Annotated in this window: 9 protein-coding genes; 2 read left to right on the forward strand and 7 right to left on the reverse strand. The window is 35.6% G+C overall.

The window, feature by feature from the left end:
- Nucleotides 1-2 precede the first annotated feature (2 nt).
- The 7 genes from CQZ96_RS05380 to uvrB form a co-directional block, all read right to left on the reverse strand.
- The gene (locus CQZ96_RS05380; RefSeq protein WP_105712942.1) at nt 3-737 is read right to left on the reverse strand and encodes an MFS transporter; all 735 of its coding nucleotides are present in this window, start codon (nt 735-737) and stop codon (nt 3-5) included.
- A 130-nt stretch (nt 738-867) separates the two neighbouring features.
- Nucleotides 868-1,326, reverse strand: a complete 459-nt coding sequence (locus CQZ96_RS05385; RefSeq protein ID WP_105712943.1) for a hypothetical protein — start codon at nt 1,324-1,326, stop codon at nt 868-870.
- Nucleotides 1,327-1,940: 614 nt separating this feature from the next.
- A complete protein-coding gene (locus tag CQZ96_RS05390; RefSeq protein WP_004721304.1) occupies nt 1,941-3,398 on the reverse strand; it encodes a glyceraldehyde-3-phosphate dehydrogenase in 1,458 nt (485 codons plus the stop codon).
- A 354-nt stretch (nt 3,399-3,752) separates the two neighbouring features.
- Nucleotides 3,753-5,453 carry a hypothetical protein gene (locus CQZ96_RS05395; protein ID WP_105712944.1) on the reverse strand — a complete coding sequence of 567 codons (1,701 nt, stop codon included), beginning with the start codon at nt 5,451-5,453 and terminating at the stop codon, nt 3,753-3,755.
- A 112-nt stretch (nt 5,454-5,565) separates the two neighbouring features.
- Entirely contained in the window at nt 5,566-6,495 is a 930-nt protein-coding gene (rarD, locus tag CQZ96_RS05400; protein ID WP_105712945.1) for an EamA family transporter RarD, read from the reverse strand.
- Between the two features lie 144 nt (nt 6,496-6,639).
- Nucleotides 6,640-7,230 (reverse strand): lipocalin family protein, encoded by a 591-nt coding sequence (locus CQZ96_RS05405; protein WP_105712946.1) that lies wholly within the window; start codon nt 7,228-7,230, stop codon nt 6,640-6,642.
- A gap of 137 nt (nt 7,231-7,367) precedes the next feature.
- Nucleotides 7,368-9,389 carry an excinuclease ABC subunit UvrB gene (uvrB, locus tag CQZ96_RS05410; protein ID WP_004721309.1) on the reverse strand — a complete coding sequence of 674 codons (2,022 nt, stop codon included), beginning with the start codon at nt 9,387-9,389 and terminating at the stop codon, nt 7,368-7,370.
- A 177-nt stretch (nt 9,390-9,566) separates the two neighbouring features.
- Here uvrB and CQZ96_RS05415 point away from each other — a divergent pair, with 177 nt between their 5' ends.
- On the forward strand, nt 9,567-10,346 hold the full coding sequence (locus CQZ96_RS05415) for a hypothetical protein (protein ID WP_004721311.1): 780 nt from the start codon (nt 9,567-9,569) through the stop codon (nt 10,344-10,346).
- 387 nt (nt 10,347-10,733) lie between these two features.
- Nucleotides 10,734-12,137, forward strand: a complete 1,404-nt coding sequence (locus CQZ96_RS05420; protein WP_227515095.1) for a sensor domain-containing diguanylate cyclase — start codon at nt 10,734-10,736, stop codon at nt 12,135-12,137.
- Nucleotides 12,138-12,213: the final 76 nt, after the last annotated feature.

The following is a 12,213-nucleotide window of genomic DNA, read 5'->3' on the forward strand; positions in this document are numbered from 1 at the left end:
CCCTATTTTAAAACTTCGGACTGTGGTTGTTGTGGTTCTAATGGCAGATGATCGCGACGTGATAGCCTTAAACTATTGAGTGGAATTTTAAGTTGCCCTTTTTCAATTTTTACTGGCAATGTATTTTGAACATCTACTGTTGCTTGAAGTGCTGATTTAATTGGAACATTGAGGTGGCCTTGAATTGGAATATTGGTTTTTAATGTCGCATCAAGTGGCACATGTAAATTTTCTTTAAGTAAAACCTTTACAGGCGCATCAAACTTTAAATGAATATTTTGGTTGAGTGGCACTTGTAAATTAATCGGCACATCCATATGAATCGGGATGTTCCCTTTTAACGGTAAAGTAATATCTTTGCCTAAAACAGTGACTTTAACCTTGGTATCAATCGGCATATCCTGATTGATTTTGATCACTTCATTCACAGGAATTGTGGTTTGAATTGGGACTTCATTATCAAAATACACATGTGGGGTTAAGGTTTGTGTAATCGGTAAGTTTAGCTTTTCATGAATAGGAATTTCAGCTTTCACTTTTCCTTTGACATCCACATCTAATGCGTCATGAATTTGTACTTTGGCTTGTAAAGGCTCTTTTAAATCGATACGTACAGCTTGATTTTCAAGTGGAATATAAATATTAAAATGTTTAAATACCCAGATTGCAATCAATACACCACACACTGTAGCAATAAGAATAAAGGCAACTCCTGCCATAACTTGCTTCAACTGCAAAATCCTGTCCTTAATTTTTATCCTTAATTATTTTTCATTTTAAATACTTATGTGAATTAATATGCGTTTTTATGTATAAAAGTCGAAGGATTTTGTTTAATTAATAAACAATTGATATCTAACCTACGGATTATTTCGAAAAATCAGCTAACCAATAGCACTGCACAATTGCTGTATTATTTTTATACTCAACACTCACATCGCCTTTTTCATAATTTTGATTGAATTTTAGAGTTTTAAATCGCTGCTTTGCTGCTGTAGCACTCAAATCAAAATATAAATATTCATTGTATTGTTGCGCTGGACGACCAAAACTAAATTCTATTTTGCGAATAGGAATGCCAGCATAAGTGACATTTTTTAATTTATAAGTGGTTGAGTCATATACCTGTTTATCCACATATTTTACATCAATCGTATAATGTTCAAGTGGTGCAATCAGTTCTGTATTTTCATTATGAAAATCATATTGCTGCCGAATTGCACAGTTTTGTTCAAAACGATCTTTTAATAAAGGACGTAATTCTAAGGATTTTGCATGTGTAGCTCCCATTAGCAGTAACATCATGCTCAGTATCTTTTTCTTCATGTTATTTTCCATTGATGCAAATTACTTTATATAAAATAGCTTTTATTAGACTTCTTGCGTTAGTCAAAAATGAGCATTTAATACGTGCTTCGTTTTAAATATTGATGAAACCATAGATGGTCTTTCTATCGTGAGGCGACATGGAGGTCGCCACGTTGGGTGGGGGTACAGGACGTACCCCTCACCCAACAGAAGATTTTTGTCATCTTTTCATCTCTGAAAAGTGAGGCATCGCCTACGCAAAGTAATTTAAACTTTAAAGTAAAGCGCGGCATTGCAAACTTTATCTTCTATTTCATCCTTAACCACATGATTCATTAAAATTACCTGAATCTCATCATCATGAGTATAAAGATCAAACTGCTGACGAATCGCACAATTTTTTTTTCAAAATGGTCCTGTAATATAGGAGTTAAATCGAGACTTGTATGTGGTGATGCATGAATCACTGTTGATAAATTCAGCAAACCTAAAGCAAAAATTGATAATTTCTTATTCATTTTTAATATTCTCGAAGTTTTAATTAAAATCATGAATTAAATTTAAATCGAACCAGCTTTAGAATATAAAAAAAGGAGCTTCATTTGAAGCTCCTTTTCGACGACTCTTACAAATTATGCATTTGTTTCAGCCGGTACTTTTGGATAGCTTACGCCACATACTTGTTCAGCAATACGCAATACTTGGCAGCTATAACCAACTTCGTTATCGTACCAAACGTAAGCTGTTAAACGGTTACCAGAAGTAATTGTTGCTTGTGCATCAAATACACCCGCTGTACGCGAACCAATAAAGTCAGACGATACAACTTCTGTAGAGTTGGTATAGCCAATTTGACCTTGAAGGTTAGAGTTGATCGAGATTTGACGAATATATTCGTTCACTTCTTCACGATCTACTTCTTTCTCAAGTGTTAAGTTAAGAATAGCAAGTGAAACGTTTGGTGTTGGAACACGTACTGAATTACCTGTTAATTTACCTTGTAACTGAGGTAATGCTTTCGCAACAGCTTTTGCAGCACCTGTTTCTGTAATAACCATATTCAGAGTTGCAGCACGACCACGGCGATCCGCTTTGTGGTAGTTATCAATCAAGTTCTGGTCATTTGTAAATGAGTGAACAGTTTCCACATGACCATTAATCACTTTGTATTTGTCTTCTAACACTTTTAAAACTGGTGTGATCGCGTTAGTTGTACAGCTTGCAGCAGAAATGATTTTGTCCGAATCAATGATGTCTGCTTGGTTAACACCAAACACGACATTCTTCATATCACCTTTACCAGGCGCTGTAAGCACAACACGACTTACGCCAGGGCATTTAAGGTGTTGAGATAAACCATCGATATCACGCCATTTACCCGTGTTATCAATCACTAGTGCATTGTCAATACCATAAGCTGTGTAATCAACTTCAGCAGGACTAGACGCATAGATCACTTTGATAAAGTTACCATTTGCAATGATTGCTTCATTTTGTTCATCAACAGAAATTGTTCCTGCAAATGGACCATGAATTGAATCACGACGTAACAATGAAGCACGCTTTTCTAAATCACCATCAGATGATTTACGTACAACAATCGCTTTAAGGCTTAAACCACGACCAAGACCTGATTGGCTAATGATTAAACGCGCTAAAATACGGCCAATACGACCAAAACCATAAAGAACAACATCTTTAGGCTCAACTTGCGCAGGACGACCTTCTAAAGATTGAACAGCTTGAGCAACAAATGCATCAATATCGCCACCCTTTTCTTTATATTCAACTGCAAGTTTACCTAAATCAACTTCAGCAGAACCGATATTATCTAATTTCGCTAAAGCTTCTAAAATAGGGAAAGTATGTACAACAGAAAGCTCAACATCCATCATACGTGTACGACGGTGTGCTTTAAGAATTTGAATTACTGAACGGTTCACTAAAGAACGACCGTACACAGAAGTCACAATGTTTTTTTCACGGTATAATTGACCGATTAATGCAATCATACGTTCCGCGATTTCTTCACGGTTTTTCCAGCGACCTTGGTGCTCTGCATGTAGGGCGATGATAGTGTCTTTGCTCACAGATACGTCCTCTATTTATGTATATCTAGACATGGATTTTTAAACCCCATAATTGTAATGTAATTCTCATTTAGTTGAAATCAAATCGTGATACATTTTTATAATATTTTGTCATACTAGGTATTTTATTTTAAATTATGCCTTGATCTCTAAACAATATTTTAGCCATTTCGATTTTTTACATCTATGTAGATTTTTAGTATTGATATTGACTTTAGCAGACTAAGAGGAAAATAAACCAGATAACAATAAAGAAAAAACCAGACAAAAGAAAAAATAAAGCTGATGTAGCTTCGTTAAACATCCTATTATCGCGCTTAGTCTGAGCTTTCTACTCAGCCCCTAACACGCGCTTTAATCATCATTAATCGACGCATTAAATTCTTCCAAATCAAAATCAGCTAAATTTTCGGGCAGCTTCATTAAATAAGGAAAGCGAATAATACCATTGTCCCCTGAAGGAAATGCGTAATGGCGCTCCAATTCACTCATTGAAGTCAGGCTTTCAAACTCAATAAATACACTATACTTTGCTAAACCTTTAGGGACAGTTAATACCTCTAAATAGGTTTGTTTTTTTATCAACATTGCAGCATGGTTTGCTTGAACAATATCTTTTTCAACTTTCCCACCTTTGATCATTTTTTTTAACAGCGAGCCTTCTACTTCATTTTGTTCATTCTTTAATTGTTTAACATAGCTGTCTAAAGCCCTATAATCTTTCACTTGCTCAGCGATAATTTCTTGAAGTTTTCTAATTGGCTGTTGAGAACGTTCATGCATGACTTGCCACTCTCGCGGACTCATTGGAATAAAAATTTCATCTTTACGCTTTTCCAATAGCTTTAAATAAGCCAGCAAACGATATTCAAACAGTTGTACATGAGAATTAAAAAATAATGCGGGTTGTTCTTTAAAGTCACGATAATGCGATAAAATTTCAGAAAATATTCGATGTACACTCATAAACAAATATTCAAATTCTTCAATATGTGATAAATCGCTTTTAACCGCATTTCTTAAAGGCATCAATATATTGGCCGTGAGCAACTGTTCAATGGTTTTGATATGGTTTTGTGCAACCGTATCACTATTTTTCCCCACCATTCCAAGGGGTTCCATCAAAAATGGCAAGAGCTTGTTTTCTGTGAATTCTTCAAATTCTTGCACAATTTCAATTACATCTCTATGGACTTGATGCTGAATTGTGACCATTTTCTGAATCAAAAGATCCGTGCTATCTCGATATTCACTTTCACTCATTTGATCCGTATCGAGAACCAAACCCGTTACATAGACCTGATTTTTATATTCAATATTTTCTTCAAACAAAAAGCGTCGAATTGAATAAGGATTCTGTTCAAAATTTTCAATTGGTGCAATTAAATAGATAAATTCAGAGGTTTTAACAATCTCAAACTTACGAATCCGTTGTTCTCTTAAAATAAAATACTTAAAAAAAGGACGTTTCATTAATTCAGATGATTTGGTCAATAAGGGCTTAAACCAATAACCCAATAATTGTTGTTTAATAAACACTTCAATAATAAAACATTTAATTTGATCAGAAGTTAAGTTGCGGATACCTGCTGGCGCTTCAATATTTAATGTACGGATCAATTTCGCCACATCTTGTAAAAAAACACGACGAATCAGTAATTTTTCTCGCTGCAAATTTAGATGATCATCCACCGAAATCAAATCAATTTGATACAACGCATTTTCTAAATAGTCTGCAATCTGAATACTATCTGTAATATTTTTTAACCAATTGATTGAGTTGCTCAGTTTGGTTGCAATGGAACGCATTCGCTCATTTTCAAAGGTATATTTTAAATTTTCTAATGAATTTGTGATTTTAAATTCAAAGCTGTTATTGCCTTTGTTCCATTGAATTTCTTTCGGTCTTAAAATTTGACGCTCAATCTCTTCGCGTATTTCGATATTGGCTTCATCAAAAACATCACACAAAACCTGTTCCCAGTTTAAATCGGTACTAGGCTCTAATTGCAATAAGGTTGCCCGTGTTTGATAGGGAATTATTGTTGTGTTCATAATATATTCAGCGTTTTTTTACTCAAAAACCAAATTAAAACATAGATTAATGAGATGAATTTAACACTTTTAAAAATTATAGTCCAATAATTATCAATTTATTTTTTATTGATTAACCAATTCTTTCGTCTAATTTTTCGATATTCAAGGCTAAGTTTTTCCGTTTATTGTTTTGTTGATAGAGATGCCAAATCCCTTCCAATACCAAAACCCCCACAGCACACCAAATTGGAATATAGGTAAACCATTCATCTGCTGAAATAGACTCACCCAGCGCCAAGGATGCTAAGGCCAACAAGACAGGTTCTAAATAACTTAACAATCCAAACAAGACCATCGGTAGATGGCGACTCGCCAAAATATAGCTACCTAAACCAATCGCACTCAGTATCCCAAGTCCTGCAACCACAAATATTAAAACCGGTGCATTAGCAAATTGGCTATAAGCATCTAATCCTGTTTGAGTGAAATAAATTGCGATGGGAATACAAATTAAAATATCCCACCAAAAGCCACCTAAATTATCGGTTTTAATAGTTTTTCGAACAAGAAAATAAAGCGAATAGCCCAATGCAACACTGAGGGTTTCCCATGCAATAGTGCCCAAACGCCATAATTCGTGCCCTACTCCAAGCACCGCAAAAGCAACGGCAACCATCTGGAATTTAGATAATTTCTCTTTATAAAAAATGCTACCTGCAAGGACTAGAACCAAGGGTAAAAGAAAATACCCAAGCGATACTTGTAAGCCGCGTCCATTCATCGGCCCCCAAAGGAAAAGCCAAAGTTGGAAACAGGTCAAAATAGAAGTGATGATCAATAAAAGTAATAAAGCAGGTTGTTTGACCATTCGATGATAAATGGTTTTAACATGGACAAAATCACCGCTCAATAACATAAATAAGGTCAGGAACGGTAAAGTGGCGATAATCCGCCAACCAAAGGTTTGTTGACTATCTAGATCGCCCAGCAATTTGGTATAAAAGTATAAGACCCCAAATGTTACAGATGCCAATACAGACAATACGACGCCCTTAAACATCTGTCGCCTCACGGTGATTTTCAAATAAATTCTTAGGCATTATAAACATCTTCACCCAAAATTAATTTGAATATTCAATTATTTTTCCAAACTCAAGAGTTGCAAATATCGAAATATTCAAAATATATCGGCTTAAATTTCTGATTATTCTTGCGCGTTCTGCTTGGTTCGAATCAGATCTTTTAAGTTAAAACCAACAGTCTGGGCATAACGAAGAAATTCAGTTACTTTTGCTTCATCTGGATGAGGGTCTCTAGACAGCAACCACAAATATTTTCGCTTAGGTTCTCCCACCAAAGCCATTTGATAGTTTGAATCAATTTTTAACACCCAATAATCACCACGTCCCACCGGCATCCAACGAATCGCTTCTGGAATAAAACTTACTTTAAATTTTGAATTAAACGGCTCATTACTGATAAATGCTTCACCCAATGAACGTAATTCTTGTCCATTTTGATCTACGCATCGATTATCAACTGCGACATTGCCATATTCATTCACGGTATATCGTGCAGTCACATCAGACTTACAATCTTTTTGAAAATACATTGGCTTGCGGGCAATTTCATACCATAGCCCTAAATATTGACCCAATTCCAATTTTGGAATCGCAGCTAAAGTCGAATTTTCCGCATAGGCTTTTGGATAAAAAAAGCTCGAAAAAACCATCCCGAATACGATTATTAATTTTTTAAAGTCATAAGAATTGGGTAATATTTTAAATAATTGCACCTTATACCCTCAGCATTACTTTTTACTATTTATTATAAAATAATCAGAAATTTAAACTTAGACTGTAGCTTTATGTATCCTTGTTCGAGCTAAAGCTACAGCAAGCACAAAAGTGAAATCATCTCACAATGAGACAATTACTTTAACATTCTGGTTTTTAAACGCACAATTTCGTCACGTAATCGCGCAGCTTGTTCAAATTGCAGTTCTTTAGACGCTTTTAGCATTTCTTTTTCAAGCTTGCTAATGTGTTTCGTAAAGAGTTTTGGATCAGATAAAATATGACGCTCATCCGCAGTTAAAGCCTGATGCTGGTCACTAATACCTGCTTCAATTTGATCATCGCTGATCACTTCACCAGTATCAATTTCTTTAATTGCTTGACGTACAGCACTGCGTGGAATAATGCCATGCTCTTCATTAAATTGAATTTGTTTGGCCCGACGACGATCAGTTTCATCTATGGCTTTCTGCATCGAATCAGTTATACGGTCAGCATATAGAATCGCCTTACCTTTTAAATGACGAGCGGCACGACCGATGGTTTGGATTAACGACCGTTCAGAACGAAGAAAACCTTCTTTATCTGCATCAAGAATGGCAACCAACGATACTTCTGGCATATCCAGACCTTCACGCAACAAGTTAATCCCGACCAGAACATCATGTACTCCTGTCCGCAGTTCGTGAATAATTTTGACACGCTCAACGGTATCAATATCTGAATGTAAATAAGCCACCTTAACCCCATATTCTTTTAAATATGAAGTTAAGTCCTCTGCCATCCGCTTGGTTAAGGTGGTGACTAAAACACGTTCATCGAGTTCTTTACGGATATTAATTTCTGAAAGCACATCATCCACTTGAGTCAATACAGGACGTATTTCAATTTCTGGATCAACCAATCCTGTTGGACGTACCACCTGCTCTGCAACTTGTTCAGATTTTTCCAGTTCGTATTTCGCAGGTGTTGCACTGACATAAATAGTGGTTGGAACAATACGCTCCCATTCCTCAAATTTCATCGGACGGTTATCCAATGCACTAGGTAAACGGAAACCATAATTGACCAAGTTTTCTTTACGTGAACGGTCACCTTTATACATTGCCCCAATTTGTGGAACAGTCACATGCGATTCATCAATAATCAGTAACGCATCATCTGGGATATAGTCAAATAATGTCGGAGGTGCTTCACCCGCTGGACGACCAGATAAATGACGTGAGTAGTTTTCAATGCCATTGGTATAACCCAATTGTTGCATCATTTCTAAATCATAACGGGTCCGTTGTTCGATCCGCTGTGCTTCAAGGAGTTTTTCATGCTCTTTAAAGAACACTAAACGATCAGCCAATTCATCGCGAATCGTTCCAATCGCACGCTGTAAATTGTCTTTTGGTGTTACATAATGGCTTTTTGGGTAGATTGTTATACGCGGTGCTTTACGGACCATTTTCCCAGTAATTGGATCAAACCATCGAATTGAATCGACTTCATCATCAAACAACTCAACCCGAACTGCATGTTGGTCCGATTCAGCAGGGAAAATATCGATAATTTCGCCACGAATACGATAGGTACCGCGTAAAAATTCCAGCTCATTACGGGTATATTGCATTTCAACAAGTCTGCGAATAATGTCATCACGACTAATTCTGTCCCCTTGTACAATATGCAATAACATACTCATATAAGCATTGGGATCACCTAAACCATAGATTGCGGATACTGAAGCGACAATAATGGCATCACGGCGTTCTAATAAAGCACGTGTAGCAGAGAGACGCATTTGGTCAATATGATCATTGATTGCTGAATCTTTTTCAATAAAAGTATCCGAAGATGGTACATAAGCTTCAGGTTGATAATAGTCATAATAACTAACGAAGTATTCAACTGCATTGTTTGGGAAAAATGCTTTAAATTCACCATATAATTGTGCAGCGAGAGTCTTATTATGTGCCATGACAATAGTTGGACGTTGCGTTTGTGCAATCACATTTGCCATGGTATAGGTTTTCCCTGAACCCGTTACACCGAGTAGAAGTTGGTCGTGAAAACCTTTATTTATGCCTTCGACTAATTTTGCTATTGCCTGTGGTTGATCCCCAGCAGGTTGATAATTTGTAACAAGTTCAAAAGGTTGATGTTCACTCACAATAATTCACTCTTTAACCAATCGGGAAGAAGCCACAGTAGTTTAACAGAAACCAATTAAACCCATACATTGACACCTATTCTAGATGGGGCTTTTTACACAATATTCAACAAATACCTTGACCCTTTTTTATTTCAATAGCAACATGGAAACAAGCCAATTAAAAGATTGAAAAACATGACATATCACTATCATGATGAAAGCATAATCAAAACTTTGCCAGAAGATACTGTGTTTGTTTTTGGTAGTAATATGGCGGGTACTCATCAAGGCGGTGCGGCAAAAACAGCACATTTACATTTTGGCGCAACCAAAGGTGTTGGACGTGGCTGGGCAGGACAAAGTTTTGCTATACCGACCATGAATGAACATTTACAACAAATGCCACTTTCGCAAATTCAACACTATATTGATGATTTTAAAATTTATACAAAAAATCACCCGAAGATGAAATATTTTATTACGTCGGTGGGTTGTGGTGTTGCAGGCTATAAAGTCGAAGAAATCGCGCCGATGTTTAAAGGTATTTCACGCAATGTGATCTTCCCTGCTTCATTCCGTCCATTTGTAGAAAAAACCTTGCCTAAGCTCACGCAAAAATTACTGCATAGTTTTTTAACTGATGACGTCATATTTAGTTCAGATATAGAGCAAAAGATTCAAAGCTTAGATTTAACTGAAGCTGAAAAAAGCCTTGCTACGATTATTCTCAATACGCCAATGTATCCTAACGACAGTAATGGTCGAGATCGTATTTTTGAAATACAAGATATCCTGCACAATTTAAATGGAAAAATATTTGAATTTCAATCTAATTCAGAAGGTTCAATGATTTTTGGAGGGGCTATTTTAGCACTTTTAGAACTCTATAATTTAAATGAAACAGACTTTATTGCAGTATGGACTGGTCAGCGTACTATTGCTGCACCAAAAGCAGAACATCGGGCTAAAAAGTAAAATGCTGTGATTATTTTTAATTGAACAACTATTTATGTTAAGTTTTTACTTATGTTATATAGTTAAACAGGGGTTGTTAACAATTCGTCTATGTTTGCGACTACGTGTATTTTTTAGGCGATACTAGGCACGAAGTATGAAATTTAGTCATTCTAAATGATGAGAAACATCGTTTCGTAAGGTAACACGTAGCGGCAAAAAACACACAAGTCCCGAAGGGTTGTGGCTAAAATTATCTCAGCCTACGTTATGACACTCGAAAATAGTCTCGCTATTCTCTTCGTTTCATGCCTTGTCTGCTCAATTTTAGCCTACAACGCAAGCCATTTATGAAATGTCAACAGCCCCTAAATTAATAAACAATTTTTTGGAAAATATATGGAGCAAATGGATTTAACAATATTTGATTTGTCTCCAATTGCCATGTGGCTACAAGATTTTAGTGGTATAAAAAAAATATTTGATGAATGGACCGCGCAAGGTATTTCCGATATTAAGCAACATCTATTGGAAGATACTAGCCGTTTAAAACCTTGTTTGGCGGCGATCCGCACCATTCATATCAATAAAAGCACCCTGATTTTATATGAAGCTGATGATTTAGCGGAGATTTTAGAAAAATTTCCGGAAATGCATACAGAAAATACTGAACTATTACATATCCAATTTTTTTCAGCGCTTTGGAATAAAGAAACAGATTGCTCGATTCAAGTGGTCAACCTTAGCTGCAAAGGCAAAAAAATTGATATCCAACTTAGAGCCAATATTTTAACGGATGCGAAACAAAGCTGGGATCGAGTTTTATTAACCACGGAAGATATCTCTCAGTGTCAAAATGCACGTCGGATTGCAGAATCCCTATTTTTGCATTCACCCACTGCCCTCTGGGTCAAAGACTACAGCAAAATAAAATCATTATTTAATCAATTAGTAGCGAATAATGTCACTGACTTAGATCAATATATTCAGCAAAATCCAGATTTTCTATTTCTTTGTTTTGAAAACATCCGATCCGTTGGTGTAAATCAAGCTTTACTGGACTTATTTAATGCCGACAATGAACAACATTTTTATCAGCATTTAAATCATATTTTTAGAGAAAATTATCAACAAAATTTTCATAAACAATTATTACATTTATGGAATGATCATCATCAACTTAAACGAGAATGTGAATACCAGTCAATCAATGGAGATTTGCTGCATGTACTCGAACAGTTTGTTATTTTTCCAGATTCAAAACATAACTGGGATACCGTGCAAATTGCCTTTACCGATTTAACGGAACGAAAAAAATTAGAAGATCATCTGCAACATGCCAGTAAACATGATCAATTAACGCAGTTATATAATCGAACATTTTTTATCGGTGAAATTCAACGCTTACAATCTCAAAAATTTAATTCACTTTCATGTATGTATTTAGACATCAATGGTTTAAAAAGAGTGAATGATTTACAGGGACATCATGTCGGCGACTTACTGATTCAACGTTTTGCACATCTGTTAAAAAAATCCACCATCAAAACACCTTATTCTGTTTCGCGTATTGGTGGTGATGAATTTGTGATTCTTATGCCTGAATCAAATCATCTGCATATAGAAACATTACTTAAGATCATTCAACAAGAATTAGAGATAGATCGACTGAACAATCCTCAACATCCAATTCATGTTGCGATTGGTTATGCGACAACAAGCCATTATAAAAATATTGATGATTTATTAAAAAAAGCAGATCAAATTATGTATCAAGATAAGCAAGCATATTATTTATTAAATACGGATTAATGTCTTTTAAGAATTAAAGAAATTAATTGAAATTAACCAACATCAATGTAAACCCAATAAAAGGATAACCAGCGAT

Origin of the sequence: Acinetobacter sp. MYb10, from assembly GCF_002980175.2 — a bacterium.
Classification (GTDB): Bacteria; Pseudomonadota; Gammaproteobacteria; order Pseudomonadales; family Moraxellaceae; genus Acinetobacter; species Acinetobacter guillouiae.

Excerpts from the sequence above, each read along its gene's own strand:
- CQZ96_RS05415 (WP_004721311.1), top strand. The coding sequence starts at position 9,567 with ATGACATATCACTATCATGATGAAAGCATAATCAAAACTTTGCCAGAA.
- rarD (WP_105712945.1), bottom strand. The coding sequence starts at position 6,495 with ATGTTTAAGGGCGTCGTATTGTCTGTATTGGCATCTGTAACATTTGGG.
- CQZ96_RS05395 (WP_105712944.1), bottom strand. The coding sequence starts at position 5,453 with ATGAACACAACAATAATTCCCTATCAAACACGGGCAACCTTATTGCAA.
- CQZ96_RS05385 (WP_105712943.1), bottom strand. The coding sequence starts at position 1,326 with ATGAAGAAAAAGATACTGAGCATGATGTTACTGCTAATGGGAGCTACA.
- CQZ96_RS05420 (WP_227515095.1), top strand. The coding sequence starts at position 10,734 with ATGGATTTAACAATATTTGATTTGTCTCCAATTGCCATGTGGCTACAA.